The organism is Microbacterium sp. NPDC089189 (assembly GCF_040685095.1).
GTDB lineage: Bacteria > Actinomycetota > Actinomycetes > Actinomycetales > Microbacteriaceae > Microbacterium.
In genome coordinates this window covers 67,768-93,356 of sequence record NZ_JBFBHG010000005.1, presented here as the reverse complement: position 1 = coordinate 93,356, position 25,589 = coordinate 67,768, and the positions used below count along the sequence as shown (strand labels likewise).

Annotated in this window: 24 protein-coding genes and 1 tRNA gene; 7 read left to right on the top strand and 18 right to left on the bottom strand. The window is 70.8% G+C overall.

Going from position 1 to position 25,589, the window contains the following annotated elements:
• Positions 1–232: 232 nt before the first annotated feature.
• On the bottom strand, positions 233–1,216 hold the full coding sequence (locus tag AB0N73_RS04475) for a hypothetical protein (protein WP_363560783.1): 984 nt from the start codon (positions 1,214–1,216) through the stop codon (positions 233–235).
• 320 nt (positions 1,217–1,536) lie between these two features.
• Here AB0N73_RS04475 and AB0N73_RS04470 point away from each other — a divergent pair, with 320 nt between their 5' ends.
• The 4 genes from AB0N73_RS04470 to AB0N73_RS04455 all read left to right on the top strand — a co-directional run bounded on the left by AB0N73_RS04470 (position 1,537) and on the right by AB0N73_RS04455 (position 5,745).
• Positions 1,537–2,193, top strand: a complete 657-nt coding sequence (locus AB0N73_RS04470; protein WP_363560781.1) for a YqaJ viral recombinase family protein — start codon at positions 1,537–1,539, stop codon at positions 2,191–2,193.
• Between the two features lie 233 nt (positions 2,194–2,426).
• Positions 2,427–4,118: an MDR family MFS transporter gene (locus AB0N73_RS04465; RefSeq protein ID WP_363560779.1), complete on the top strand. Its 1,692-nt coding sequence runs from the start codon at positions 2,427–2,429 to the stop codon at positions 4,116–4,118.
• Between the two features lie 10 nt (positions 4,119–4,128).
• On the top strand, positions 4,129–4,629 hold the full coding sequence (locus AB0N73_RS04460; protein WP_363560777.1) for a MarR family winged helix-turn-helix transcriptional regulator: 501 nt from the start codon (positions 4,129–4,131) through the stop codon (positions 4,627–4,629).
• Between the two features lie 159 nt (positions 4,630–4,788).
• On the top strand, positions 4,789–5,745 hold the full coding sequence (locus tag AB0N73_RS04455; RefSeq protein WP_363560908.1) for an NADP-dependent oxidoreductase: 957 nt from the start codon (positions 4,789–4,791) through the stop codon (positions 5,743–5,745).
• On the opposite strand, the gene AB0N73_RS04450 is transcribed toward AB0N73_RS04455, so the two are convergent.
• On the bottom strand, positions 5,732–6,625 hold the full coding sequence (locus tag AB0N73_RS04450; RefSeq protein WP_363560775.1) for a LysR family transcriptional regulator ArgP: 894 nt from the start codon (positions 6,623–6,625) through the stop codon (positions 5,732–5,734). The two genes, AB0N73_RS04455 and AB0N73_RS04450, sit on opposite strands and share 14 nt — an antisense overlap.
• Positions 6,626–6,694: 69 nt before the next feature.
• On the opposite strand from AB0N73_RS04450, the gene AB0N73_RS04445 reads away from it, so the two are divergent.
• Both AB0N73_RS04445 and AB0N73_RS04440 read left to right on the top strand, forming a co-directional pair.
• The gene (locus AB0N73_RS04445; protein WP_363560773.1) at positions 6,695–7,372 is read left to right on the top strand and encodes a LysE/ArgO family amino acid transporter; all 678 of its coding nucleotides are present in this window, start codon (positions 6,695–6,697) and stop codon (positions 7,370–7,372) included.
• A 91-nt stretch (positions 7,373–7,463) separates the two neighbouring features.
• On the top strand, positions 7,464–7,739 hold the full coding sequence (locus AB0N73_RS04440) for an acylphosphatase (protein WP_363560771.1): 276 nt from the start codon (positions 7,464–7,466) through the stop codon (positions 7,737–7,739).
• A 57-nt stretch (positions 7,740–7,796) separates the two neighbouring features.
• On the opposite strand, the gene rplA is transcribed toward AB0N73_RS04440, so the two are convergent.
• The 12 genes from rplA to gabT form a co-directional block, all read right to left on the bottom strand.
• The gene (gene rplA / locus AB0N73_RS04435; protein ID WP_363560769.1) at positions 7,797–8,486 is read right to left on the bottom strand and encodes a 50S ribosomal protein L1; all 690 of its coding nucleotides are present in this window, start codon (positions 8,484–8,486) and stop codon (positions 7,797–7,799) included.
• A 13-nt stretch (positions 8,487–8,499) separates the two neighbouring features.
• The gene (rplK, locus tag AB0N73_RS04430; RefSeq protein WP_047547336.1) at positions 8,500–8,931 is read right to left on the bottom strand and encodes a 50S ribosomal protein L11; all 432 of its coding nucleotides are present in this window, start codon (positions 8,929–8,931) and stop codon (positions 8,500–8,502) included.
• A 274-nt stretch (positions 8,932–9,205) separates the two neighbouring features.
• A complete protein-coding gene (nusG, locus tag AB0N73_RS04425; RefSeq protein ID WP_363560767.1) occupies positions 9,206–10,288 on the bottom strand; it encodes a transcription termination/antitermination protein NusG in 1,083 nt (360 codons plus the stop codon).
• Between the two features lie 52 nt (positions 10,289–10,340).
• Entirely contained in the window at positions 10,341–10,607 is a 267-nt protein-coding gene (secE, locus tag AB0N73_RS04420; RefSeq protein ID WP_363560765.1) for a preprotein translocase subunit SecE, read from the bottom strand.
• Between the two features lie 45 nt (positions 10,608–10,652).
• A tRNA-Trp gene (locus tag AB0N73_RS04415) sits at positions 10,653–10,725 on the bottom strand.
• A 136-nt stretch (positions 10,726–10,861) separates the two neighbouring features.
• On the bottom strand, positions 10,862–11,314 hold the full coding sequence (locus tag AB0N73_RS04410) for a hypothetical protein (protein WP_363560763.1): 453 nt from the start codon (positions 11,312–11,314) through the stop codon (positions 10,862–10,864).
• Positions 11,311–12,246 carry a hypothetical protein gene (locus AB0N73_RS04405; protein WP_363560761.1) on the bottom strand — a complete coding sequence of 312 codons (936 nt, stop codon included), beginning with the start codon at positions 12,244–12,246 and terminating at the stop codon, positions 11,311–11,313. The genes AB0N73_RS04410 and AB0N73_RS04405 overlap by 4 nt, the downstream gene beginning before the upstream one ends.
• A 52-nt stretch (positions 12,247–12,298) precedes the next feature.
• Complete coding sequence (locus tag AB0N73_RS04400) at positions 12,299–13,663, bottom strand: NAD-dependent succinate-semialdehyde dehydrogenase (RefSeq protein WP_363560759.1); 1,365 nt, start codon at positions 13,661–13,663, stop codon at positions 12,299–12,301.
• Between the two features lie 70 nt (positions 13,664–13,733).
• Positions 13,734–15,284 carry an APC family permease gene (locus tag AB0N73_RS04395; protein WP_363560757.1) on the bottom strand — a complete coding sequence of 517 codons (1,551 nt, stop codon included), beginning with the start codon at positions 15,282–15,284 and terminating at the stop codon, positions 13,734–13,736.
• Entirely contained in the window at positions 15,284–16,168 is an 885-nt protein-coding gene (locus AB0N73_RS04390) for a universal stress protein (protein WP_363560755.1), read from the bottom strand. The genes AB0N73_RS04395 and AB0N73_RS04390 overlap by 1 nt, the downstream gene beginning before the upstream one ends.
• On the bottom strand, positions 16,165–17,529 hold the full coding sequence (locus AB0N73_RS04385) for an NAD(P)/FAD-dependent oxidoreductase (RefSeq protein ID WP_363560753.1): 1,365 nt from the start codon (positions 17,527–17,529) through the stop codon (positions 16,165–16,167). The genes AB0N73_RS04390 and AB0N73_RS04385 overlap by 4 nt, the downstream gene beginning before the upstream one ends.
• Positions 17,530–17,585: 56 nt before the next feature.
• Positions 17,586–18,944 (bottom strand): 4-aminobutyrate--2-oxoglutarate transaminase, encoded by a 1,359-nt coding sequence (gene gabT / locus AB0N73_RS04380; protein WP_363560751.1) that lies wholly within the window; start codon positions 18,942–18,944, stop codon positions 17,586–17,588.
• Positions 18,945–19,043: 99 nt separating this feature from the next.
• Here gabT and AB0N73_RS04375 point away from each other — a divergent pair, with 99 nt between their 5' ends.
• Positions 19,044–20,567, top strand: a complete 1,524-nt coding sequence (locus AB0N73_RS04375) for a PucR family transcriptional regulator (RefSeq protein WP_363560749.1) — start codon at positions 19,044–19,046, stop codon at positions 20,565–20,567.
• Positions 20,568–20,712: 145 nt separating this feature from the next.
• Here the strand turns inward: AB0N73_RS04375 and AB0N73_RS04370 are convergent, their stop codons facing one another.
• From AB0N73_RS04370 to AB0N73_RS04355, 4 genes are read right to left on the bottom strand one after another with little or no spacing between them, the layout of a single operon-like run.
• On the bottom strand, positions 20,713–21,855 hold the full coding sequence (locus AB0N73_RS04370) for a LacI family DNA-binding transcriptional regulator (RefSeq protein WP_363560747.1): 1,143 nt from the start codon (positions 21,853–21,855) through the stop codon (positions 20,713–20,715).
• 39 nt (positions 21,856–21,894) lie between these two features.
• Complete coding sequence (locus tag AB0N73_RS04365) at positions 21,895–23,739, bottom strand: glycoside hydrolase family 3 N-terminal domain-containing protein (protein ID WP_363560745.1); 1,845 nt, start codon at positions 23,737–23,739, stop codon at positions 21,895–21,897.
• A gap of 32 nt (positions 23,740–23,771) precedes the next feature.
• Positions 23,772–24,626 carry a carbohydrate ABC transporter permease gene (locus tag AB0N73_RS04360; protein WP_363560743.1) on the bottom strand — a complete coding sequence of 285 codons (855 nt, stop codon included), beginning with the start codon at positions 24,624–24,626 and terminating at the stop codon, positions 23,772–23,774.
• Between the two features lie 11 nt (positions 24,627–24,637).
• Positions 24,638–25,588, bottom strand: a complete 951-nt coding sequence (locus AB0N73_RS04355) for a sugar ABC transporter permease (RefSeq protein ID WP_363560741.1) — start codon at positions 25,586–25,588, stop codon at positions 24,638–24,640.
• Position 25,589: the final 1 nt, after the last annotated feature.

Here is a 25,589-nt window from a genome sequence, read left to right as displayed (position 1 = left end):
TCTGCAGTGCTTCGACGCCCTGCGCTTGCGCACACGACGACGACCAGCGGTCTTCGGCTCCGACCAGCATACGCCCGCCCCTCACCCCCCGCAAATCCCCTCCTCACTCCCCCTCTCCCCTCCCTCAATCGCCGAGTGCACGGCTTGCCGCCGAATACACGGCCTTCCCGCGCGCGTAAGCCGTGCGCTCGACGGCAAGCCGTGCACTCGTGGCGGGCGCCGGGGGCGGTGGTCAGCGCGGGGGATGGATGTGGAACGCGGCGAGGTGACGGGCCAACGCCTCGGGGTGAGCGGCTTCGGCGGCGCCCCAGCGCACGAAGCGGTACTGGGTCGTGCCGCGGATCCAGTCCTCGCGCCGCTTCTCATCGAGCAGCACTCGCTCGACGGAGCGGCCCGCCCGCATCCGTTCGTCGAGGTACTTGATCTCGCCGTCGAACTCGCCGAAGGCACGCACGTCGTCGAGCGCGAAGTCGATGTCGTACCGACCGCTGCCCGGCGCCGCGACCACGACCTGCAGACGGGGCGGCGCGAACCTCAGCCGGTGCAGTTGCAATCGGCTCACGCTCTCGCCCGGCAACTGAGCCCGGCCGTCGGCGAATGGCGCCAGCCAGCGGGCTTGACGCACGCCGCGCGCGCCCGAGGCCTCCTCCACCCGCCGGGCGAGGTCATGACGCCACTCCCCGACCGCATCCTGGTTCCATTCCCGCCCGTCCAGGGCGATGAGACGCTCCGCCGCATCGCCGCACGATACGGCCGCCTCGGGCGACGCCATGCGCAGCACATCGAAAACCGTGCGCGCGAGGCTCGTGCACCGGATGCCGTGGCGCACCCCCACATCCGCCGAGGCGAGCGGCGCGACATGGCGCAGCACGTCGGGCCCGCTCGAGATGCGCGCCGGTGCCGGCGTCGTCAGGTGCACCCGCGTGGGCGCCAGCCGGTAGAGCGGCAGCCCCCAGAGAACGGCCGCCGACACATGCGAGAGGACGAGGCCGTCGCCGCCGTCGCGTGCCACCGCCACGGCGTGCAGCAGGTGCCGCGACTCGGGCGACAGCGACATCCACCGCCCGTTCTCGACATACCACCCGCGCCGCACCACGCGCAGCAGACCCGAGCGGCACGCGTCGGCGATCGCACGCTCGCTCATGCCCGACTCGAGCAGTGCGCGGCGCGAGCGCAGCCACGACGACAGTTCCTTCAGCCCCGGCGCGATCGACATGCGCCCCACCCTCACCCCGCGGTCCTTCCCTCGCCCCTCCTTCTGCCGCTCCGGTGGACGCCCCTCCCTCTCCCCCGCCCGGTGGAGGACGCATCGCCTCACGAGTGCACGGCTTCGCGCCGAGCGAACGGCCTCGCCGCGCTCGCAGGTCGTGCACTCGGCGCGACGTCGTGCACTCGGGGGAAGGAGCGGAGGGGAACACCGGGGGAGGCGGGGCGGGGGCGGGGCGGGGGCGGAGGGGGCGGGTGTCGCGGGCACGAGGGCGGAGGGGGCGGGTGTCGCGGGCACGAGGGCGGAGGGGGCGGGCGTACCCTCGAGAGGTGACTCCCGAACTCGCCGCCCGCATCGTCGCGGACTCCCGCGATCGGGTGGCGTGGATCCGGGCGCGCTCGCGCGGGATCACGGCCACGGATGTCGCCACGCTGACGAGCGAGCGCGCGATCGCCAAGGCCGCCGACCAGAAGCTCATGGGCTCGCGGTTCTCGGGCAACGCCTACACCGACCACGGCCGCCGTCGCGAGCCCGAGATCGCCGCCTGGGTCGCCGCGACCCACGGCATCCACCCCTCGTCGGCGCTTTTCCACGCGGTCATCGAGAAGCGACACCTCGCCACCCCCGACGGCGTCGCCGTCGACAGCGAGGGCCGCGTCACGCTCGCCGAGATCAAGACGACGAACAAGTCGTGGCGCTCGATCCCGCGCGGCTACCTGCGCCAGGTGTGGTGGCAGCAGCACGTGCTCGGCGCCGAGCGCACGCTCGTGGCGTGGGAGGAGCACGCGGACTTCGTGCCGGTCGGCGACGAGCCGCGCTGCGCCTGGGTCGACCGGGACGACGCCGAGATCGCGAAGCTCGTGAACCTCGCCACGGCTCTGATCGACGAGCTGTACCACCGGACGACGGGGCTGCGCGCGCCGAGCCGGCCGCTGCCGCCGGAGAACCCGCGCACGGCCTACCGCGCCCTCGCTCTCGCCGACTGAGCGCACGCGTCCGCGCGCGGACGGCATCGCCTGATCGACGGCGATCCCGCGCGCGCCATCCCGGATGACGGATGCCGCCGGTCTCGGCCGCGACCGCCCTTACGCCGCATCGCGGGAATAGTTGACGCGCGTCAACGTTTACCCATATCGTTGATCCATCTCAACGATTGACTTTTGTCAACCGTCTGCGCCGACGACGTCGCCACCCCGCATTCGATAGAAGGACGTCTCCCATGACAGCCACCGCCGCGACGGACACCGCCGCCCCACCCAAGATGAGCCAGCGCCGCGTCCTGGAGGCCCTGTCCGGGCTTCTGCTCGGCATGTTCGTCTCGATGCTCGCCTCGACCGTCGTCTCGACGTCGCTCCCCGTGATCATCCACGACCTCGAGGGCGATCAGAGCGCCTTCACCTGGGTCGTCACCGCCACTCTGCTGACGACCGCGATCTCGACCCCCATCTGGGGCAAGCTCGCCGACCTCACCAACCGCAAGGTGCTCTTCCAGCTGGCGATCGCGATCTTCGTCGTCGCGACGGCCGCGGCGGGCTTCTCGCAGGACCCGCAGATGCTCATCGCCTTCCGCGCGGTGCAGGGACTCGGCGCCGGCGGTCTCGCCGCGCTCAGCCAGGTCATCATGGCCGACATCATCAGCCCGCGTGAGCGCGGCCGGTACATGGGTCTGTTCGGTGCGGTCATGGCCGTGGCCACCGTCGGCGGCCCGCTGCTCGGCGGCGTCATCACCGATGCGCTCGGATGGCGCTGGAACTTCTTCGTCGCGCTGCCCTTCGCCGTGGCGGCCCTGATCATCGTGCAGCGCACTCTGCACCTGCCGGACCGCGAGCCGCGCAAGGTCTCGATCGACTACCTCGGCATCGTGCTGCTCTCGGTCGCCGTGTCGCTGCTGCTCATCTGGGTGACCCTCGCCGGAAGCTCGTTCGACTGGTGGAGCGTGCCCACGATGCTGATGGTGGGCGGCGCCCTCCTGGCCGCTGTGCTGTTCGTCATCGTCGAGCTGCGCGTGCGCGAGCCCCTCATCCCCCTCACGCTCTTCCGCAACCGCACCTTCACGCTGGCCGTGATCGCGTCGATCGCGACGGGCATCGCGATGTTCGGCGCGTCGGTGTACCTCAGCCAGTACATGCAGTCCGCCCGGGGCGCGACGCCCACTGAGGCGGGTCTTATGACGATCCCGATGATCGGCGGGCTGCTCGTCTCGTCGATCGTCGTCGGACAGCTCATCTCGCGGTTCGGACGCTGGAAGCCGTACCTCGTCGTCGGCTCGGTGCTGCTGGTGGCCGGGGCGACGCTCCTGTCGACCATCCACTACGACACGAACTTCTTCCTCGTGTCGGTCTACATGTTCCTGCTCGGCGCGGGCGTGGGCATGACGATGCAGAACCTGGTGCTGGTGGTGCAGAACACGTCCCGCCCGTCGGAGATCGGCGCCGCCAGCTCCGGCGTCACGTTCTTCCGGAGCCTGGGCGGCACGATCGGGGTCTCGGTCATGGGCGCGGCTCTCGCCTCCCGCGTGACCGAGCTCGTCGCCGAGCGCAAGGACGACATCGGCGGCGCCCTCGCGACGCTGGGCGACCAGGCTCAGCAGTGGGCGGCGCAGCTGCAGTCGGGGACGCTCCCCCAGGTGTCGGCGATGCCGGAGACGCTGCGGGTCATCTTCGAGGACATCTACGCCACCGGGATCTCGCACGCGTTCCTGATCGCGGTGCCCGTCGCCGTCATCAGCCTGATTGCGATCGTGTTCCTGCCGAACACCCCCCTCACCCGGATGACGACCGCCGAGCGCCGTCACGCCTCCGAGGCCGACCTCGCCACCGTCACGGTGCCCGAGGCGATGGAGACGCTCACCGCGACGGGCACGGTCACGGTGCCCTCGGGCGACGCGGGACGCCCGGCATCCGAGAAGTAGGCTGATCCGGATGAGCGACGAGACCACTCGAGAGGCGCGCACCGATGCGGTGCGCGCCCTCGAGGGCGAGTTCAGCGAGCTGATCGGCCAGTTCCGGCGCATCATCACCGAGAACGCCAACCGCGTGAGCCCCGGCATGCTCCCGGGTGCCTACAAGGTCTTCACGACCATCGTCCGTCGCGAGTCGATCACGCAGTCCGCGCTGGCAGAGACGCTCATGGTCGACAAGGGGCAGCTCAGCCGGACGGTGCGCGAGCTGGAGTCGCTCGACCTGATCCAGCGCGCCCCCGATCCCGCCGACGGACGCTCGAGCCTGCTCTCACCGACCGCGTTCGGGATGGAGCGCCTCGCCGCCGCACGCGCCCCCCAGGAGGGGCTCCTCTTGAGCGCACTGGACGAGTGGCCCGTCGACGAGATCGACAACCTGACGCGGCTCCTGCACGCACTGAACGCCGGTGTGCTGCCCCGCCACGGCGGCGCGCAGCCTTCGACAGTGGTTTCACCGGCGTAACACGGCTGAGACAATGGCGCGCTTGACTGGGGCCAGCCCCGGCACGCGCTGCCATCGCCGACACGCACGTGGAAGGAGCGACCGATGAGCTACCGGCCGCTGCGTACGACAGACCTCTCGACGCCGACGGAGTCCGCTCCCCCGCCCGTCCCGGCCCGCATGCGTGCGGCCGTGATCGACGAGCCCGGCTCGCCCGAGGCGCTCCACCTCGGCGAGATCCCGGTGCCCGACCCGGTCCTGGGCGAGCTGCTCGTGCGGGTCGTGGCTGCGGGCGTCAACCCGATCGACGCCAAGACGCGCGCGGGAGCCGGCGTGTCCGCCGCCGTACCGGCGTATCCCGCCGCCCTCGGATACGACTTCAGCGGCGTGGTCGTCCGCGCCCCGTACGCCTCGCATCCGCTGCAGCCGGGCACCGAGGTGTACGGCATGGTGCCGTTCCCCCGCACCGGCGGCTCGTACGCCGAGTACGTGGTCGTGCCGTCGCAGTCGGTGACGCGCAAGCCCGCGGCGCTCTCCCACGTCGAGGCCGCGGGCGTCCCGCTCGCCGCCCTCACCGCCTGGGGGCTGATCGTCGAGACCGCGCACGCGCACGAGGGGCAGCGCATCCTCATCCACGCCGGCAGCGGAGGGGTGGGCCACTTCGCCGTGCAGCTCGCCGCCTACTTCGGCGCGCAGGTCACCGTCACCGCCTCGGCGGGCAACGCGCCGTGGCTGCGCGAGCTCGGCGCATCGGTCGTGATCGACTACGCCACGACGCGCTTCGAGGACGTGGTCGGCGAGATGGATGCGGTCATCGATCTCGTGGGCAACGCCACCGACGACGTGGGGAGCCGTTCGCTGGGCGTGCTGCGCCCGGGCGGGCTGTATGTGCTGGTGCCGACCGGCTCGTGGGACGGCTTCGAGGAGGCCGCCGCGGCGGCGGGCCTGCGCGCCACCGGGTACAAGGTCATCCCCGACGGCGATGTGCTGTCGACGCTCGCCCGCCTCCTCGACACGCGTTCCATCCAGGTGTACGTCGACGCGGTGCACGATCTGACGGACGCGGCGAGCGCCCATCGCGACCTCGAACGCGGCCACACCCGCGGCAAGTCGGTGCTACGGGTCAGCGAGGGCTGACACCGCCGGTCAGCGCCTCCGCCGCGACCGAGACGACCGACGCGGCGATCGCATCGAGCAGCGGTGACCCCAGGTTCCACTGCTGCCAGTACAGCGGCACGTCGATGGGCTCGCCGCCGAGCGCCACGAGAGTCCCGGCGTCGAGGTCGTCGGAGCACTGCTGGAGCGGCAGCATCCCCCATCCGAGCCCCGCGCGCACCGCGAGAGCGAAGTCGTGGGAACCGGGTACGAGGTGACGGGCCACGAGAGCGGGGTCGACGCCGCGGGCGCGCAGCCATCGCGACTGCAGCTCGTCGCGCCGGTCGAAGTCCACCGCCGGCAGTGACGCGAAGGCATCGGCGTCCGCCGCGTCGCGCGCGATGTCGGCGGTGGCCACGGCGACGTAGCGCATGGTGCCGAGCGGGGTGACCCGGCATCCCGCGACCGGGACCGCGCGCGATGTGACCGCCGCCATCACCTGGCCAGACTCGAGCAGCGCAGCGGTGAAGTCCTGGTCGTCGCGGTGGAGGTCGACGACCACGGCGTGCTCCCTCGTGACCCGGGCGAGGGCGGGCACGAACCAGGTCGCCATCGAATCGGCGTTGACCGCGAGCGGCACACTCACCCGCGGCGCCGCAGCCGGGCCGTGCAGCTCGGTCACGAGATCGTTCGCGAGCAACGCGTACTGCCGCGCAAGCCGCACGACGCGCTCGCCGTCCGCCGTCGCACGCGCCGGCTTCGCGCGCACGAGCAGCACGCGGCCCAGCCGGTCCTCGAGTGCGCGGATGCGTTGGCTCACCGCGGACGGGGTGATGTGCAGGCGGCGGGCGGCCGCATCCATCGTGCCCGTGTCGATGACGGCCGCGAGCGTCGCGGCGAGGTCCGCGGAAATCTCAACCATAAGCACAGCTTACGCAGCCACAGAAATGACAGCTGTACTGTGCGCGACCGCCTCCGTATCGTCGGGCAGGTGATCTCTCCTTTCTTCGCGGGCCTCACCCTCGGGCTCTCGCTCATCGTCGCGATCGGCGCGCAGAACCTCTTCGTGCTGCGGCAGGGCATCCGGCGGCAGTACGTGTTCGCCGTCGCGGCGGTCTGCGCCGTCTCGGACGCGATCCTCATCGCGGTCGGGGTGTCCGGGCTCGGCCTCCTCCTGCACCACGCGCCGTGGGCGATCTCGGTCGCGCGCTGGGCCGGCGCGGCGTTCCTCCTCGGCTACGCGTTCGTCGCCGCGCGTCGCGCGATCCGTCCCACCGGGGCGGCCCTCGAGGCAGGCGACGCGGCGGCCGGTGGCGACTCCGACTCCACCGCCTCCGGCGGGTCCGGGCGCGGGACCACCGTCCGCAGCCGCACCGCGGGGCCGCTGACCGCCGTCATCATGACCTGCCTGGCGCTCACGTGGCTGAACCCCCACGTCTACCTCGACACGGTGTTCCTGCTCGGTTCGGTCGCGGCGACCCAGGGCGACATGCGCTGGGTCTTCGCCGCCGGGGCGATGCTCGCCAGCGTCCTCTGGTTCGGCGCGCTCGCCTTCGGCGCGCGTTACCTCAGCCGGTGGCTCGCCTCACCGCGCGCGTGGCGCATCCTCGACGGGCTCATCGCCGTCGTCATGGCCGTCATCGCCGTGAACCTGATCATCGCGGGCTGAGCCGCGCGCCCGGCGCCGCGCATAGTGGCACACCGACGGCGACCGCGATACCCGGGTGCCGCTCGACCGGCACAGCCCGCATGATGGGAGCATGCGCCACACCCATGTCGTCGTCTCCGGAACCGTCCAGGCGGTCGGCTACCGCGACGCCGCACGGCAGACCGCCGTCGAACTCGGCGTCGCCGGATGGGTGCGCAATCGCGCCGACGGCACGGTCGAGGCGGAGCTGCACGGCGAGGAGGAGCACGTGCAGCAGATGATCGATTGGATGCGGTCGGGCCCGCGATTCGCGCACGTCGACCGCACGGTCGTCACCGAGACCGACGCGACCGGCCCCCTCGATTTCACCGTCCGCGACGACGCGTGACGACACGAAGAAGGGCCCCCGTCCGAGGACGGGGGCCCTTCTCACGTGCGCTGTCGGTCAGGACAGGACGTTGACGTCCAGCGGGATGCCGGGGCCGAACGTGGTCGAGACCGCACCCTTCTGGATGTAACGGCCCTTCGCGCTCGAGGGCTTCAGGCGGACGACCTCGTCGATCGCTGCCGTCATGTTCTCGTCGAGCTGCTCGGCCGTGAACGAGGCCTTGCCGACGACGAAGTGCACGTTGGCGTGCTTGTCGACGCGGAACTCGATCTTTCCGCCCTTGATCTCCTCGACGGCCTTGGCCGCGTTGGGGGTCACGGTGCCGGTCTTCGGGTTCGGCATCAGACCACGGGGGCCCAGCACCTTTCCGAGACGACCGACCTGGCCCATGAGCTCGGGCGTGGAGACGGCCGCGTCGAACGCGGTCCAGCCGCCGGCGACCTTCTCGATGAGCTCGGCGCCGCCGACCTCGTCGGCGCCAGCGGCGATCGCTGCCTCGGCCGCGGGGCCGGTGGCGAACACGATGACGCGGGCGGTCTTACCGGTGCCGTGGGGCAGGATGACGGTGCCGCGCACCATCTGGTCTGCCTTGCGGGGGTCGACGGCGAGCTTGAGCGCGACCTCGACGGTCGAGTCGAACTTCTTCGACCCGGTCTCCTTCGCGAGGGCGACTGCCTCGGTCGGGGTGTAGAACTTGCCGGCCTCGATCTTCTCGGCGGCGGCGATGTATGCCTTGGACTTAGCCATGTTCGTGATCCCCTCAGTCCTCGACCGTGATGCCCATGGAGCGGGCGGTGCCGGCGATGATCTTCGAGGCAGCCTCGATGTCGTTCGCGTTCAGGTCGGGCTGCTTCGCCTCGGCGATCTCGCGCACCTGAGCCTTGGTGAGCTTGGCCACCTTGGTCGTGTGGGGCGTGGGCGAACCCTTGGCCACACCGGCGGCCTTCTTGATGAGCTCCGCGGCGGGCGGGGTCTTCAGGATGAAGGTGAAGCTGCGGTCCTCGTAGACGGTGATCTCGACGGGGATGACGTTGCCGCGCTGCGACTCGGTCGCGGCGTTGTACGCCTTGCAGAACTCCATGATGTTGACGCCATGCTGACCGAGCGCGGGCCCGATCGGCGGCGCCGGGTTGGCGGCACCAGCCTTGATCTGAAGCTTGATCAGGCCGGTCACCTTCTTCTTCGGTGCCATTTCCTCTTCCTCTCATCGAACGGATGCCGCGCGCCCGGCGACGATGCGCTTCGCGCCTCGCATCGGACGAGCATCCGTTCTCCCGCGGATCCGGCGGTTCCGGACTGCGGTTGTTCGCGCGCACGACGAAGCGGCGCACAAACCACATGAGTCTACCCGATCCGGGCGGCCCGCGGTGTGCGCGAGAAGGGAGCCCCGACGCACGTGCGTGCGGCCGACGCGAAACGCCCCGTCTCGCAGAGCGTGACGGGGCGTTTCGGGTAAGACGTATGTGTCAGATCATCTTCGAGACCTGGTCGAACGACAGCTCGACCGGCGTCTCGCGCTCGAAGAGCGAGACGAGGACGGTGAGCTTGCCGCTCTCCGGCTTGATCTCGCTGATCGAGCCCGGAAGACCCGCGAACGAGCCCTCCTTGATCGTGATGGTCTCGCCGATCTCGTAGTCGACCTCGGCGATGATGCGGGCGGTGGGCTGCGTGCCCTTCGCCGTGGTGCCCTTGGCCGGGGCGACTTCCTTGATCTCGACGAGGCTCTTCAGCATGTTGAAGGCCTCTTCGAAACGCAGCGGAGTCGGGTTGTGGGCGTTGCCCACGAAGCCGGTGACGCCCGGCGTGTGGCGCACGACCGACCAGGTGTCCTCGTTGAGCTCCATGCGCACGAGCACGTAGCCGGGGATCCGGACGCGCGTCACCATCTTGCGCTGACCGTTCTTGATCTCGACGACGTCCTCCATCGGGACCTCGATCTGGTAGATGTCTTCCTCGACCTCGAGCGTCGACTTGCGCTGCTCGATGTTGGCCTTCACCTTGCGCTCGAACCCGGCGTAGGAGTGGATGACGTACCACTTGCCCGGCAGGGCGCGCAGCTCGGTGCGGAACGCCTCGTACGGGTCGGCGTCCTCGTCGGCCTCGGTCTCGGCGTCCTCGACGATGCCCGCAGCGGCGTCGATGTCGGCGACGAACTCGGGGTCGAGGACGGGGGCGTCCGGCTCGCCGTTGACATCGGGCCCGTCGTACGGGGCGACCTCGTCGGCGGCGTCGGCCTCGCGCTCGGCTTCTTCGTCGGCGAGCGATTCCGTCAGCACCTCGGCCGCGGCCTCGGCCTCGGCGGCCTGGTCGATCTCGAGTGCGTCGTTCACGATGGCGTCCGCCTCCGGGTCGTCGATGTCGATGTCTTCGGTGCCGTCGTCGCCGTCTTCTTCGGCGTCGGGGTCCTCGATGTGCAGCGCCACGTGCTCGGCGGGCTCAACGGAACGCTCCTCGGCGGCCAGGGTGTTGCCCTCCTGGGCCTCGTCGTCCTCGCTGGACTGCTCGGCAGCGGTCGCCCAGTCGGCGTCGTCGGTGTATTTCTCAGACACTTACGTACTCTCTCGTTCGTGGTCGCGGACCGCGAGGGCCCACCGCGCGATCTCAGACGCCGGGAATCCCGAAGACGACCGTCGTCAGCCAGACGAAAACGACGTCGAGGCCGTACACGACCGCCATCATCACGACGACGAATCCCAGGACGACGCCGGTGAACTTCAGGAGTTCCTTGCGCGTCGGGGTGACGACCTTGCGGAGTTCGGCGAAGACCTGACGGATGAAGATGACGATGCGCATGAAGAAGTTCGGCTTCTTCTCGCCCACGGCGCCGCTCGCCGCGACGACCTCGCCCTTCGGCTCGTCCTGGATCATGCACCCACCTGAATCATTACCGATGTACCAGCGTGCGCTGGCGCGCAGGGCGGACAGGAATCGAACCTGCAACCTGCGGTTTTGGAGACCGCTGCTCTGCCAATTGAGCTACCGCCCTAAAGACCCTGAGGTCTCGGACCCGCACTCCTGCCGTGAACCTTGTCGGGGGCTGCCCGAACGCGGGGCACGGCGAAAGAATGCAGACTTGTACTGCACGTCCCAGTGTAGAGCATGCCCTCGTGCCATGCGAACGCTCACGACGAAAGGCAGGGCGTGAAGACCGCGATCACGAGCGTCGGCCCGTCCACGGTCAGCGTCGTCACGATGTTCTCCTCCGAGATCCACGCCTGCTGTGCGGGCGACCCCTCGGCCGCGCGGATGGTGGACCATTCGCCGCCGTCGAGGGTGCCGGCCAGGTCGGAGCGGATGCGCGACGCCTCGGCCGGGTCGGCCGCGACCGACAGCGTGCCCGTCGCGGTGAACGCCGTCTGGGAGCTCCCCTCCGGGCGCGCGCACTCCTGATCCGCGGGCTCGGCCGTCTGCAGGGTGCGCAGGACGGCGGGATCGACATCCGCCGCCCGCGCGACGAGCGCGTCGAAGGTCGCTCGCGCGCTGTCGGTGACGACATCCGGATCGGGGCCGGCGCACCCGGCGAGGGCGAGCAGCGCGACCAAGGGCAGCAGCGCGAACGTGCGACGACGGGTCATGGGCGCACCACTTCGGCGATCTCGTAGTCGGCGGCGACCGGCTCCGCCACCGGTACGCCCAGCGACGCCAGGTGGTCGAGGAGCCAGCCGTCGTACCAGCCGTCGACGTCGCAGGGCGCCGACGAGGTCGCGTAACGCCACGCCGGGATGCCGTGCACGTAGACCGCTCGGCAACTCGCGTCGGCCTCGAGTTCGGCGATGTAGGCGTCCCGGGGGACGCCCACACGGTCGGCCGCGAGGAAGGCCGCGTAGTAGTTCTGGTACTGGTACCAGTGCATGGCCTCGTGCACGAAGATCGGCCACACGGTCTCCTCCGTGCCCGGCTCCCACGCCATGAGCACCCAGTCCGGGAACCGGGTGTCGTAGCAGCCGCCGACGACGAGGGTGTACGCGTCGTTGCCCTCGGCGTTGTATCCGCAATTGTCGGGACCGGCCTCGTAGGCCACCTGGACGTCGGTGGCGCCGATCGCATCGAGGAACCCGCGGCCGGTGGGATCGGCGCCCGGCATCGCCGTGCCGCCCGGGTTGGACTGCGCGGGCGTGGGGGCCGCGGTGCCCGCGCGCCAGCTCTCGACGGCGGCCTGCTCGGCGTCCCACGCGGATCGCGCGGCGCGGTACGCCTCGCCCTGGGTCGTGGTCGCCTCGGTCTGCGGGGCCGCAGCGGCGAGCGCGGCATCGACGATCTGCTGCTGCGACACCGTCACGCCCTCGGCGCTCAGGTTGCGCTCGTAGACCGTCCACGCCGCCCAGCCGATACCGGTTCCCGCGGCGATGACGCCGCACATCCCTACGAGCGCGAGGCCCGTGACGAGCAGGGCCCGGCCGGCGCGGGAACGGCGCGCGGGGCCGGGCGGGATCGCCTCGGGCGCGCCGATCATGCGCGTATCCCGCGGTTCGCCCGCGCCCGCCCCGTCGTGCGTCTCGTCCGCCATGGCACCATTCTGTCGCCTCGACGGCGCCATCGTGGCACGCCGGCGCCACGCCTCATCCGGCGATGCGCACGAGCTTCTTGTTGACGAACTCGTCGGCCGCCAGCAGACCCATCTCCCGCGAGGTGCCCGACCGCTTGACGCCGCCGAAGGGCAGCTCGGGCGAATCGGCCAGCACGCAGTTGATGTAGACCATGCCCGCGTCGATGCCGTCGGCCACCCGCTCCGCCTGCGCGGGGTCGGTGGTGAACACGTAGGACCCGAGACCGAAGCTGGTGTCGTTCGCCACGTGCACGGCCTCGGCCTCGTCCGCCACGCGGTAGACCACACCGGCCGGCCCGAAGAGCTCCTCGCGGTAGACGTCCATCTCCGGCGTGACGTCGGTCAGCACGGTGGGGCTGACGTAGGCGCCCTCGCGGGTGCCGCCGGTCACGAGCCGGGCGCCCTGCGCGACGGCACGATCGATCTGCTCCTGCAGCCGCTCGGCGGCGACCAGCGACGACAGCGGTCCCAGCTCGGTGTCGTCGGCGAACGGGTCGCCCATGACGGTGGCCTCCATCGCCGCCGTGAACTTCTCGAGGAAGGACTCGTAGAGCCCGTCCGTGACGATGAAGCGCTTGGGGGCGTTGCAGGACTGGCCGTTGTTGTCCAGTCGCCCCTCGACGGCGGCGGCGACGGTCGCGTCCAGATCGTCGGTGGACAGCACGATGAACGGGTCGGAACCGCCGAGCTCGAGCGCGACCTTCTTCAGGCTCCGCCCGGCGGCCTCGGCCACGGCGGCGCCCGCCCGCTCCGAGCCCGTCACCGAGACGCCCTGCACGCGCGGGTCGGCGATCACCGTGGCCGCCTGCTCGTTGGTCGCGTAGAGGTTGAGGTAGGCGCCGACGGGCAGGCCGGCATCCACGTGGAGCGCCTCGATCGCGGCGGCGGATTCGGGGCACTGCGGGGCGTGCTTGAGCAGGATGGTGTTGCCCAGCACCAGGTTGGGCGCCGCGAAGCGGGCCACCTGGTAGTAGGGGAAGTTCCACGGCATGATGCCCAGCAGCACGCCGAGCGGGGCCTTGCGCACCACGGCCGTGCCCTCGCCCAGGATGTCGAGCGGCTGGTCGGCGGTGATGCGTTCGGCGTTGTCGGCGTAGAACTCGGTGATGTCGGCGGCGAAGTCGACCTCGCCGAGGGCCGCGGCGAGCGGCTTGCCCATCTCGCGCACGATCGTTTCGGCGAGGGCGTCGCGGCGTTCGCGATAGAGCTCCGCGACCCGGCGGATGCGGGCGGCCCGTTCGGCGACCGGCGTGGCGCGCCACGTGCGGTAGGCCTCGTCGGCGCCGGCGAGCTTGGCGGCGAGTTCCTCATCGGTGAGGGTCGGGTAGGTGGCCAGGGTCTCACCCGTCGCCGGGTTCACGACTGCGTAGTCGCTCATGCGTCCTCCTTGGGAGTGTGGGAGTCGGTGTCGTGGAATCGTGGTCGTCGCTCGTGCACCCAGTGTGCCGTCACCGGCGCCGGCGGCGCAGGCTCGCCGGCGCGTCCAGGCCCAGCGTCTTGCCGCGGAAGAAGTCGGGTCGGACGATCGCCTGCCAGATCATGATCGCGACGCCGACGAGGATGACGGTGACCCCGAGGACGAAGACGAGCCCCAGTCCGAAGATCTGCGATCCCGAGCCGTAGTCCGGGTTCATCGAGTCGACGAGGGTGGTCACGAACAGCACGGCGAGGATCACGCCGCCGATCAGCGGGAAGAGCAGCGTGAAGAAGAACGACCGCGCCGAGTCGAACCACTGCTTGCGGAAGTACCAGACGCACGCGAACGCGGTGAGGCCGTAGTAGAAGCAGATCATCATGCCGAGCGCGGTGATGGTGTCCCACAGCACGTTCTCGCTGACGAAGCGCATGACCGCGTAGAACCCGGAGGCGACGACGGCGGCGACGACCGTCGCGTAGCCCGGGGTGAAGAACCGCGGGCTGACCTTGGCGAAGGCCGGCGGCAGGGCGCCGTAGTGCCCCATCGCCAACAGGGTGCGGGCGGGCGAGACGAACGTCGACTGCAGCGAGGACGCCGAGCTGGTGAGCACCGCCAGCGACACGAGGGCCGCCAGCGGACCGAGGATCGGGCCCGACAGGTGGAAGAACACGTTGTCCTGGATGTCGGGGTTTCCGAGGCCGAACTCGCCGTCCCCCACACCCGCGAACATGATCAGCGACACCGACAGCAGCAGGTAGAGCACGACGATCGCGATGACCGTCACGGTGGCCGCGCGTCCCGGCGTCTTGTCGGGGTCCTTCGTCTCCTCGTTCATGGTCAGGGTCACATCCCAGCCCCAGAAGATGAAGATCGACAGCGACAGGCCGGCCGCGAAGGAGCTGAAGGACGACACCGCGAAGGGGTTGAACCACGACCAGTCGAAGGGCGTCGCGTCGAACCCGTTGCCGTTCACGGTCTCGACGATCGCCGCGATCGAGAAAGCCAGGAGCACGACGACCTGGAAGCCCACGAGCACGTACTGCAGCTTCTGCGTGGTCTGCATGTCGCGATAGGAGACGAGGGTCGCCGCGGCCATGAAGGCCAAACACACGACCACGTTGACGAGCGGGTTCGCCGCGATGTCGGCGATGCTCTCGTTCTGCGTGATCTGCGCGATCAGCAGGAAGAGGAAGTCCACCGCGATGCCGGCGAGGTTCGACAGCACGAGGATGGTCGCGGCGACCAGGCCCCATCCCGCCATCCAGCCGACCCACGGTCCGAAAGCGCGTGCCGCCCACGTGAAGGATGTGCCCGAGTCCGGCATCGACCGGTTGAGCTCGCGGTAGCCGAAGGCGACCAGCAGCATCGGGATGAACCCGACGAGGATGATCGCCGGCACCTGGACCCCGACCGCGGAGACGGTGGGTCCGAGCGCCGCGGTGAGCGTGTAGGCGGGGGCGATGCAGGAGATGCCGATGACGATGGCGCCGATGAGGCCCACCGTTCCCGCCGACAGCCCCTTCTTGGAGAGACCGCCGGTCTCGGTCGTCGGTGTCGCCGTCTGCGGGTCGGAAGCGCTCATCATCGAGATCCTTCTGCGGTACGCGTGCGGGGCACGACGATCATGGGGACGGGTAGGACATGGAGCATCTTGGCGGCAGTGGAGCCGAGGAACAGGCGCCGCGGTTGGGCGAGACGACTCGAGCCGACCAACGCGATCTCGGAGGGTTCCCAGTCGATCTGCTGCACGGCGTCCTCGATGGAGTCGCCGCTCGCGGTCACGACCTCCGCGTCGAGGCCCTCGGGCAGCGCCGCGCGGGCCTGCGCGAGGACGTCGTGCGCGTGCGAGGCGCCCGTGATGCGGATGACGCCGGTGTCGGCGCCCGGGGGCAGATCGATCGTCGCGAGCGAGAGCAGCCGGAGCGGCGCGCCGGTCGCCACGGCGAGGGCGACCGCCTCGGCCAGCAGCACCGCGCCGCCGGGCCGCGTGCCGACGGCGGCCGTGACCCGGGCGACACCCGCGCCGGGCGGCAGGTCGCGTGCGCCCTCCGGCGCCAGCACGACGGGCACGTCCGAGTAGTGCATCAGTTCGTTGGCCACGGTGCCGAGGCGGTGCCGACCGCGCAGTCCGCCGTTGGCCGCACCGACCACGATGTGGGTGGCCTGGACCTCGTCCGCCGCGGCCACGAGCCCTTCGGCGAACGACTCGCCGTAGCGGATGTGGGGACGGTGGACCACCGTGTCGCCCACCAGTTCCGCGGCCCGCTCCAGCCAGCCGGTCGCCGTCTCGCGCAGGTGCCGGTCGTAACCCGCGTCCGGCGGGGTGATGACCGAGCGCTCGTCGCTCGGCAGGACGATCACGATGTCGAGCTCCGACGCCGAGGCGGCGGCGAGCCGCATCCCCAGGACGAGGGCGTCGGCGCCGGCGTCGGTCGCGGTGTAGCCGACGACGATGCGCCCGCTCACGCGCGGACCGCCTGGACGATCTCGTCGGCCGCGAGGTGACCCATGCGGATGGCGCCGTCGACGTGCTGGTACCCCGCTCCGGCGAGGTCGCTGCAGGCGAGGTGGATGGGGCCGATCGCGGTGCGCAGGTCGGCGCCGTAGCGGTGCAGCCCGCCCAGGTCGAAGCTGGCCGCGTATGCGCCGCGGGTCCATTCCTCGCTGCCCCAGTCGCTCTCGTAGTAGACGACCGGGTTCTTGGCCTCGGGACCGTAGTAGTGCGAGAGGGATTCGAGGATCCGCTCCTTGCGCTCGTCTGCGGAAAGGCGGAACAGGTCGTCGGCGTTGCGGTCGGAGACGAAGCCGACCAGCGTGCCCCGCTCGTCGCCGTGGTTGGTGTTGTCATACGCCTCGTGCGCGAGTTCGTACGGGCTGAAAGCCGTGCCGGACAGCCCCTGCTCGCGCCAGAACGGCCGGTCGTACACGGCGTGCACCTTGATGACGAACCCCATCGAGATGTGCTGGTGCATCTGCTGCTGCAGTCGCGGCAGCGCCGGCACGAACGAGATGCGCGGATAGAGCACGGGCGCCAGGGCGAGGATCGCGCGACGCGCGCGGACCGTGACGGATGCGGCTTCGGCGACCACGCCGCTGTCGCTCCAGGTGAGGGTGCGGACCGGCTGGTCGAGATACACGTCATCGCCGAGTCGCTCGGCGAGCAGCAGCGGCACCTGCTGGAGGCCGCCGACGACGCGCTTGTCGAGGATGAAGTCGGCGTCGACGAGGTGCGAGTAGCTACCGGCGCTCGCGGCCATGAGCAGCGACTGCAGGAGCGAGAACGCGTGGGTCGGCTTGGTGAGCATGGCCGACCCCGTGGCGAAGGCGAGGTTTCGCACCGCCTCGTCGTCGTCGGTCTGCGCGCGGAGCCAGGCGTCCCACGACACCGTGTCCCACTCGGCGGCCCGCGGGTGAGCCCACGGTCGATCGGGGTCGATCTCGGCGACGAGCGCGTCGAGCACGTCGGTGATCCGCTCGATCTCGGCAGCCGTGGCCTCGCTCACGGGGAAGGCGTCGCCCGTGAAGCGGGTGAGTGCACCGTCGGGGCCCACGTAGACGCTGTCGCCCTCGCGGTACCGCGAGTAGGTCGACAGGCCCAGCTCGGCCACCGTGTCGATCAGCGCATGCTGGTCGGGCGACACCCACTGGCCGCCGATCTCGAGCATCGCGCCCTCGATCGTGTCGGTCCACAGCCGCCCGCCCACGCGATCCCTCGCCTCGAGCACGGCGACCGAGAGGCCGGCCTTGCGCAGGTCGTTGGCGGCCGTCAGCCCGGCGGCGCCGGCGCCGATGACGACGACGTCGCGCGTGATCTCGGTGGTGCTCATGTCACTCCTTCGTGTGGGTACCGCGGGTCCGGATCGGGTGGTGGTGTCGGGTCAGGTCAGGCGGCGGCGAGCGCCGCGGCGACCACATCCAAGCCCTCGTGCAGCAGCTCGTCGCCGATCGAGAGCGGAGGCAGGAAGCGGATGACGTTGCCGTAGGTGCCGCAGGTCAGCACGATGACGCCCTCGGCGATGCACGCCTTGGCCACGGCGGCGGTCAGCGCCGCATCCGGTTCGCCGGTGGCAGGGTCCACGAACTCCGCCGCCACCATCGCTCCGCGCCCGCGCACCTCGCCGATGCGGGGGTCGGCCGACTGCAGAGCCGTCAGGCGGTCGACCAGGATGCGGCCGAGGTCGTTCGCCCGATCGACGAAGCCCTCGTGCTCGAAGGCGTCGATGGCCGCCAGCGCGGCGGCGCAGGCGATCGGGTTGCCGCCGTACGTGCCGCCGAGTCCTCCCGCGTGCGAGGCGTCCATGATCTCGGCGCGACCGGTGACCGCCGCCAGCGGCAGCCCCGCGGCGATGCCCTTCGCGGTCGTCACGAGGTCGGGGACGATGCCGAACAGCTCGCTGGCGAACATGGCGCCGGTGCGGCCGAATCCGCTCTGCACCTCGTCGGCGATGAAGACGACGTCGTTCGCGCGGCACCAGTCGACGATCGCCGGCAGGAACCCGTCGGCGGGGACGATGAAGCCGCCCTCGCCCTGGATGGGCTCGATGATGACGGCCGCGAGGTTGTCGGCGCCGACCTGCTTCTCGATGAGCGAGATCGCACGACGGGCCGCCTCGGGACCCGTCAGGCCGTCGCGGAACGGGTACGACACAGGAGCGCGATAGACCTCGGACGCGAACGGACCGAAGCCGCTCTTGTAGGGCATCGACTTGGCGGTGAGCGCCATCGTCAGGTTGGTGCGCCCGTGGTACGCGTGGTCGAAAGCCACCACGGCGGAGCGTCCGGTGTACTTGCGGGCGATCTTGACGGCGTTCTCGACCGCCTCGGCGCCCGAGTTGAACAGCGCGCTCTTCTTGGCGTGATCGCCCGGCGTGAGCCGGTTGAGGGCTTCGGCGACGCTCACGTACGCGTCGTAGGGCGAGATCATGAAGCAGGTGTGCGTGAACTGCGCGACCTGCGCCTGCACGGCGGCGACGACCGCCGGGTGCGCGTTGCCGACGGTGGTCACGGCGATGCCCGAGCCGAGATCGATGAGCGAGTTGCCGTCGGCGTCGACGACCACGCCGCCACCCGCGGCGACGGCCTCGATGGGCACCGTGTGCCCCACGCCCGCGGCGACGGCGGCCGCCTTCCGGGCGAGCAGCTCCTCGGACCGCGGCCCGGGGATGCGGCTCACGAGCCGGCGCTCCTGCGGGAGCGAGGGGCCGCCCACGGGGACGGTCGGAGGCAGATCGGTGACGCTCATGGCCGCGAGCGTAGGAGCGGCGCCCACGCCACCGCACTCGCCGACATGTACACAGTCACCGGAGATGTGCGCCACGATGTACACATCGGAGGGAATGCGATGACGACGACCACGGTGGACACCCCGACGCTGGGCTCGCTCTACAGCCGCGCCGATCTGCGCCTGCGCGTGGTCGGCGACGACGATGCCGAGAGCCGCGCCGCGCGCGTGCGCGGGGTCCACAGCTCCGACCTGCTCGATCCGACCCCGTTCCTCTCCGAGGGGCTCGTGCTGCTGACCACGGGCACCCAGTTCCTCGACTCGACCGATGACGAGGACTACGACGCGTACGTGACGCGACTGCGCACCCGCGGTGTGACCGCGCTCGGGTTCGGCACCGAGGTCGTGCGCGACGGCGTGCCCGGCCCGCTCGCCGCCGCGTGCCGGACGCAGCGCCTGCCGCTGTTCGAGGTCCCCTACCGCACGCCGTTCATCGCCGTCGCGCGGGCGAACGCCGAGTCGATCGCCGCCGAGGAGTACGCGCGACGCAGCTGGGCGCTCGCGGCCCAGCGCTCGCTGTCGCTCGCGGCCCTCCGTGTCGACGGGCTGGGGGCGACCCTCGACGAGCTCTCCCGACAGCTGCAGGGCTGGGTGGGCATGTTCGACGCCGCGGGGACGCTGACCCACCAGCATCCGGCCGCCGGCATCCCCGCCGATGCCGCGTCGCAGCTCGGCGCGGAGGTCGCGGCGATCCTGCGCCGCGGGGCGCGGGCGGGGTCGGCGCTGCGCATCGACGACATCCCCTTCCATCTACAGACCCTCGGCCGGGGCGGACACCTGCGGGGCGCCATCGCCGTCTCGGTCACCGAGCTCGACCAGGAGGCGCGTGGCGTGGTCACCACCGTCGTGGCGATGGCGGGGCTCGCGCTCGAACAGCGCCAGAGCCTGTCGCACGCGCGGTCGGCGCTGCGCGCGGGGCTCGCCACAGCGCTCCTCTCGGGAGAGATCGCCCTCACCCGCCGCGTCGCGCGCACCGTGTGGGGCGGCTTCCCCGCCGCGCCCGTGCTCGTCGCCGTCACGGATCCCGCGGCCGCCCGCCGCGAGGATGTGGCCGAGTGGCTCGAGGCCACGGCGATGGATGCGGACGGCGCGCTCTTCTTCGGGCGCGTGGAGGACGGGATCGTCCTCGCTCTCCCGCCCGAGCGCCGGGAGATCCTCGACACGCTCGCGGCGCGGTTCCGGGTGACGGTCGGGGTCTCGTCCCCGGTGCGGCTGGAGGCGATGGCGGACGCCCTGGTGCAGGCGCGTCTGGCCCGCGAGCGGGGGCAGGGCGGTGTGAGCGACTTCGCGACAGCACGCGGCGGCATCCTCTCGGTCTTCGACGATGCCCAGGCGCGCGCGATCGCCGCCGCGGAGCTCGATCCGCTGCTCACCCACGACCGGGAGCAGGGCACCGCGCTGGTGCCGACGCTCCGCGCGTGGCTCGACGCCGACGCCGGGCACGAGGCCGCCGCCCGGGCGCTCGGCGTGCACCGCCACACGGTGCGCGCCCGCCTCGCGCTGGCGGAGCGGGTACTGGGCCGCGACCTCGGCTCGTTCGCCACCCGCGCCCAGCTCTGGCTCGCCCTGCAGTCCCGCCCCTGACCCGCCCACGGACGCCCACCCCGCACCCGCCCCCGCACCCGCGCCACGCCGACCACGCCGAACGAGCATCCGTTCGGCGAACGAGCATCCGATCGCGTACTCGCTCGGTGAACGCGTGCTCGCTCGGCGATTCGGCCTCGCCCGCTCAGCCGCAGCCGCAGCTGGCGCGCACGACGAGCGCCGGGGCGAACACGGCGTCGAAAGGAGATCCGTCCCCGGGAAGCGGGCCCGCCGTGCCGGCGAGGATACGCGCGGCGGCTCGCCCCATCGCTTCCATGGGCTGACGCACGGTCGTGAGCGCGGGGGCGCTCAGCCTCCCGGCCAAGATGCCGTCGAAGCCGGTGACGATGACGTCCTCGGGAACGCGCAAACCCAGGTCGCGCAGCACGTCCATCGCCGCCAGCGCGTTCTGATCCGTGGAGCACACGAGGGCGCGCGGCATCCGGCCCGACGCGACGAGCGCGTGCAGGTGCTCCGCCATCCGGTCGGGTCCGCGAACGGTGGCATCCACCGGCTCGTCCTCCGGCACGATTCCCGCCTGCGACAGGCTGGCCCGGTACTGGGCGAAGCGCTCCTCGCCGTCCCATGAGTCCAGCCGCCCGACGAACGCGAACGAGCGCACGCCGTGCTCGTCGAGCAGATGCGTCATGATCTCCCGCATCCCCTGACTGTTGTCGACGCGCACGCGATGGTGCCCGTCGGCGGCCGGCGTCGCGGAGAAGAGGACGATCGGGATGGAGGAGGAGAAGCGCGACAGGACGGCGGCGGAGCCCTCGGAGGGGAAGATCGCGAGCCCGTCGACCCGCCCCGCCGTGTCGGCCACGGATACATCGCTGTCGGAGCCGCTGCTGATCATGACGGGCCGGCCCATCACCCAGCACTCGAGCGCGAATCCGCGCTGCACCTCGTCGACGTACAGCGGGAAGGCCCGCGGGTCGGCGAGCAGCTCATCGTCGGTCTCGGTCCACGGAATGATGCGCGGGCCCTCGAGATCGGGGCTGTGCAGATCGCGCAACGCCCGCACCCGGGCCGCGGGCTCGTGCGCCCGCTCCAGCATGAGGTCGAACGCGTGCAGACCCAGGATGCCGGTGCGCCCGCGTGCGAGCCCTCGCGCCGACGCGCTCGGCGCGTAGCCGAGGCGCCGAGCCGCCGCCAGCACCCGTTCCCGCGTCGCCTCGCTGAGCTGCTCGGGGCGGCGGAACGCGAAGGACACCGAGGCGATGGACACGCCCGCCTCCTGGGCGACGTCGTACACGGTCGGGCGGCGCGTACGCGGGCGTTCAGTCACGCGTGCAACCTCCTCCAGTGCGACGGGCCCTGCGATGCCCTATGCGAGTCGCAACCCGTGGCGCACCGGGAACAGCGGATCCCCGGTATCCGACGGTACATCCTCCCTCGACGCACGGACGGCGGCCATCGAACGCGGAAGCTCGACCGGCAGCCGACCTTCGGGCGCGACGCGGCCCGTCAGAGCGTCGATGACCGCGCGGGGCGAGCTGCCGTAGTCGACGACGATGGCAGCCGCATCCTCGACGAACGGCGTGAGGATCGCCGGCCGGTCGATCGTGACCACCAGCACGAGCGGGCAGCGTCGGGCGATCTGCTGCAGGCGGTAGACGAGCCCGGGCGGGAAATCGAGCGAACCCTGGTGGAACCATGCCTCGAGGAACAGGTCGTCGCGCGCGTCGAAGGGAGCCTTGACCCGCACGATCGCGAGATCCGCGGATGCGGGGTCTGCGACGGTCGGGCCGAGCTCGTCGACGTCCGCGTCGGAGAAGCCCTCCACGTAGAGCGCGCCGACCGGCCCGAGCGGCAGCGTCGCACCCGCGGCGTCTTCACGGTTGAGCAGGACGGTCAGCGAACGCGCTTGCGCTCGCTGACCCGCCGCGCGGAAGTCGGCGTTGCCCACGATCCGCTCGGCCTCGTCCACGTCGACGTAGGGATCGTCGAAGAGACCGAGCGCGAACTTGACCCGCAGCAGACGCCGCACCGAGGCGTCGATGCGCTCCTCGCCGACGCGGCCCGAACGCACCAGCTCCAGCAGCAGGTCGACGCACTCCTCCCCGCCGAACTGGTCGGCGCCCGCATCCAGGATCTTCGCCATGCGATCGATCGGCGAGAGCGTCTCGACACCCCACGCACGGGCCGGCAGCACCTGGTCGCCGACGTGGTTGTCGTTGACGAGCTCCCAGTCGGTGACGACCACCCCGTCGTATCCCAGCTCCTCGCGCAGCAGATCCGTGACGATCTGCCGGTTGTAGCCGAAGCCGACCTCCTCGATCGGCTGGCCTGCGCGCTTGAGGCCGACAGGCATGCCGTAGTACGGCATCATCCCCGCCGTACCGCGGCGGATCGCCTCGCGGAACGGTTCCAGGTGGTAGTCGAACATGCCGCCGGGGTAGACCTGCTCGCGGCCGTACGGGAAGTGCGCGTCCTCGCCGTCCTTCTGCGGACCGCCGCCCGGGAAGTGCTTGGTCGTGCATGCGATGCTGTCCGGTCCGAGGCGATCACCTTGGAAGCCCTGCAGATAGGCGGCGGTGAACTCGGCGACGCGCGCCGCATCCTGGCCCAGGGTCTGGGCCTGGCGTCCCCAGCGCGGCTCGGTCGCGAGGTCGATCTGGGGATGCAGCGCCGCACGGATGCCGACGGCCACGTATTCCTGCCGCGCGACGTCGGCGAAGGCGCGCACGGTGGCCACATCGTCGATGGCCGCGAGTCCGAGCCCCTCCGGCCACTGCGAGAACGGACCCGCGGAGAAGGCGACTCCCGTGTTCTCCACGAACGCGTGGCGCGGATCGGTGCTGATCGTGACGGGGATGCCGTGGGGCGTCGTCTCGGCGAGCGCCTGCAGGGCGTTGTTCCACGTGGCGGCCTGACGGGCGGTTCGGATGGCGTGCACGTTGAAGTGGTTCATGTGCTTCTCGCGCACGACGGTCGTGGTCGGCGACTTGGAGATGCGTCCGGGGCGCTCCAGCAGCTCGCCGTCCTCGCCGACCTCGATGACCGTCTGGAACATGAGCCCGCACTTCTCCTCGAGGCTCAGCCGGCCGAGCAGGTCCTCGGTGCGCTCGTCGGGCGACAGACGCGGATCCTCGTACGGATCCATCACGCCGTTGCCGTTCAGATCGCGGTAGCGGGTGCCATCGGGGGCGGTCGAGAATGTCGAGGACATCGGGGCCTTTCTGGGGTACGTGTCGACGGTGCTCACTTGAGCCCCGTCGTCGCGACGCCCTGGATGAAGTAGCGCTGCAGGAACACGAACAGCAGGATGATCGGGGCGATCACCAGCACGGAGCCCGCGAGCAGGAGTCCGTAGTCGGTCGCGTTCTGCCCCGTCGCATAGAGCGAGATCGCGACGGGAAGGGTGTACATGTCCTCGCTCTGGGCGGCCACGAGCGGCCACAGGAAGTTGTTCCAGGAGGCGAGGAAGGTGAGGATGCCGAGCGTCGCCAGCGGCGGACCGCACAGCGGCATCACGACGCGGGCGAAGATGCGCAGCTCCCCCGCGCCGTCGATGCGAGCCGCCTCCAGCAGCTCGTCGGGGATGCCGAGCATGAACTGCCGCATGAGGAAGACACCCAAGGGCGTCGTGACGAAGGGCAGGATCAGTGCGGCGTAACTGCTGGTGAGCCCGAAGGAGGACACCATCACGAACAGCGGCACGAAAGTGACGATGCCCGGCACCATGAGCGTGATCAGCACGACGGCGAACAGCACCTTCTTGCCGGGGAAGTCCATCTTCGCCAGGGCGTAGCCCACCATCGAGCAGAAGACGAGGTTGCCGAGAACGGTGAGCAGCGCCACCACGACGCTGTTGGTGAAGAACCGGCCGATGTCGAGCGGACCGAACCATTGCGCGAAGTTCTCCCACGTGATCTGCTGCGGCAGCCAGGTCGGCGGTCGCTGCAGGATCTCGCTCTGCGTCTTGACGGAGCCGAGCAGCATCCAGACGAACGGGAGAACCCACACGACCAGACCCGCGACCAGCACGGTGTAGGTGAGCGCGCGCCCGGTGAGCGCGCGGCGGGCGCGGCGCCCGGCGATCGTCGTCGAGGTCATCGTCTCTTCCTTCAATCCTTCGAGCGCAGCAGTCGGAACTGCACGAGGCTCACGAGCGCGATCGCGAGGAACAGGATGTAGCTCGCAGCGGATGCGGTGCCGTACTCGCCGAAGCCGAACTGCCTGAACGTGTAGTACGCCACGGACAGCGTCGAATCGAGCGGTCCGCCCTGGGTCATCACGAAGGCCTCCTCGAAGAACTGCAGGAAGCCGACCGAGATGAGTACGGCGCCCAGCAGCAGCGTCGGACGCAGCAGCGGGAGGGTGATCGCCGTGAGCCGGCGCCAGGCGGATGCCCCGTCCATGACCGCCGCCTCCTTGACGTCGGTGGGAATGGCCTGCAGGCCCGCGAGGAAGATCACCATCAGCGTGCCGACGTTGCGCCAGACGGCCATCGCGATGAGGGAGGGCAGCGCCCAGGCGGTGTCGTTGAGCCAGTCCGGGCCCTGGATCCCGACCACGGCGAGCGCCGCGTTGAGCAGCCCATCCGGCTGCAGGATGTAGCGCCATACGACGGACACGGCGACGATGCTCGTCACCACGGGCGCGTAGAAGCCGACCCGGAGGAAGGCGACGATCTTTCCGCCGCCCGAGTTCAGCGCGAGCGCCAGGGCGAGCGCCACCGCCATCGTCACCGGGATGCCGATGACGACGAACGTCGTGGTCACCCCCGCCGAGGTGAGGAAGGTGGGGTCTCCCAGAACCGCGAGGTACTGGTCGAGCCCGACGAAGTTGACGGCGAAGGGCGAGCGGATGTCCTGGGCGCGGAAGTCGGTGAACGACATCGCGAAGGAGCCGACGATCGGCACGACCATGAACGCGGCGAAGACCAGGACGAACGGCAGGGCGAAGCCCCATGCGATCAGGCCCTGACGGCGGCGACGGGTCGACCGACGGCCACCGCCGGCGCGACCGGTGACGGCGGCGGCCGCTCCGGTCGCGACCAGTGATGTCTGCGTCATG

What these genes read in the sequence shown, in the direction of transcription:
- AB0N73_RS04475 (WP_363560783.1), bottom strand. Translation starts at nt 1,216, where the DNA reads ATGTCGATCGCGCCGGGGCTGAAGGAACTGTCGTCGTGGCTGCGCTCG.
- AB0N73_RS04465 (WP_363560779.1), top strand. Translation starts at nt 2,427, where the DNA reads ATGACAGCCACCGCCGCGACGGACACCGCCGCCCCACCCAAGATGAGC.
- AB0N73_RS04460 (WP_363560777.1), top strand. Translation starts at nt 4,129, where the DNA reads ATGAGCGACGAGACCACTCGAGAGGCGCGCACCGATGCGGTGCGCGCC.
- AB0N73_RS04455 (WP_363560908.1), top strand. Translation starts at nt 4,789, where the DNA reads ATGCGTGCGGCCGTGATCGACGAGCCCGGCTCGCCCGAGGCGCTCCAC.
- AB0N73_RS04450 (WP_363560775.1), bottom strand. Translation starts at nt 6,625, where the DNA reads ATGGTTGAGATTTCCGCGGACCTCGCCGCGACGCTCGCGGCCGTCATC.
- AB0N73_RS04440 (WP_363560771.1), top strand. Translation starts at nt 7,464, where the DNA reads ATGCGCCACACCCATGTCGTCGTCTCCGGAACCGTCCAGGCGGTCGGC.
- rplA (WP_363560769.1), bottom strand. Translation starts at nt 8,486, where the DNA reads ATGGCTAAGTCCAAGGCATACATCGCCGCCGCCGAGAAGATCGAGGCC.
- rplK (WP_047547336.1), bottom strand. Translation starts at nt 8,931, where the DNA reads ATGGCACCGAAGAAGAAGGTGACCGGCCTGATCAAGCTTCAGATCAAG.
- secE (WP_363560765.1), bottom strand. Translation starts at nt 10,607, where the DNA reads ATGATCCAGGACGAGCCGAAGGGCGAGGTCGTCGCGGCGAGCGGCGCC.
- AB0N73_RS04410 (WP_363560763.1), bottom strand. Translation starts at nt 11,314, where the DNA reads ATGACCCGTCGTCGCACGTTCGCGCTGCTGCCCTTGGTCGCGCTGCTC.
- AB0N73_RS04405 (WP_363560761.1), bottom strand. Translation starts at nt 12,246, where the DNA reads ATGGCGGACGAGACGCACGACGGGGCGGGCGCGGGCGAACCGCGGGAT.
- AB0N73_RS04400 (WP_363560759.1), bottom strand. Translation starts at nt 13,663, where the DNA reads ATGAGCGACTACGCAGTCGTGAACCCGGCGACGGGTGAGACCCTGGCC.
- AB0N73_RS04395 (WP_363560757.1), bottom strand. Translation starts at nt 15,284, where the DNA reads ATGAGCGCTTCCGACCCGCAGACGGCGACACCGACGACCGAGACCGGC.
- AB0N73_RS04385 (WP_363560753.1), bottom strand. Translation starts at nt 17,529, where the DNA reads ATGAGCACCACCGAGATCACGCGCGACGTCGTCGTCATCGGCGCCGGC.
- gabT (WP_363560751.1), bottom strand. Translation starts at nt 18,944, where the DNA reads ATGAGCGTCACCGATCTGCCTCCGACCGTCCCCGTGGGCGGCCCCTCG.
- AB0N73_RS04375 (WP_363560749.1), top strand. Translation starts at nt 19,044, where the DNA reads ATGACGACGACCACGGTGGACACCCCGACGCTGGGCTCGCTCTACAGC.
- AB0N73_RS04365 (WP_363560745.1), bottom strand. Translation starts at nt 23,739, where the DNA reads ATGTCCTCGACATTCTCGACCGCCCCCGATGGCACCCGCTACCGCGAT.
- AB0N73_RS04360 (WP_363560743.1), bottom strand. Translation starts at nt 24,626, where the DNA reads ATGACCTCGACGACGATCGCCGGGCGCCGCGCCCGCCGCGCGCTCACC.
- AB0N73_RS04355 (WP_363560741.1), bottom strand. Translation starts at nt 25,588, where the DNA reads ATGACGCAGACATCACTGGTCGCGACCGGAGCGGCCGCCGCCGTCACC.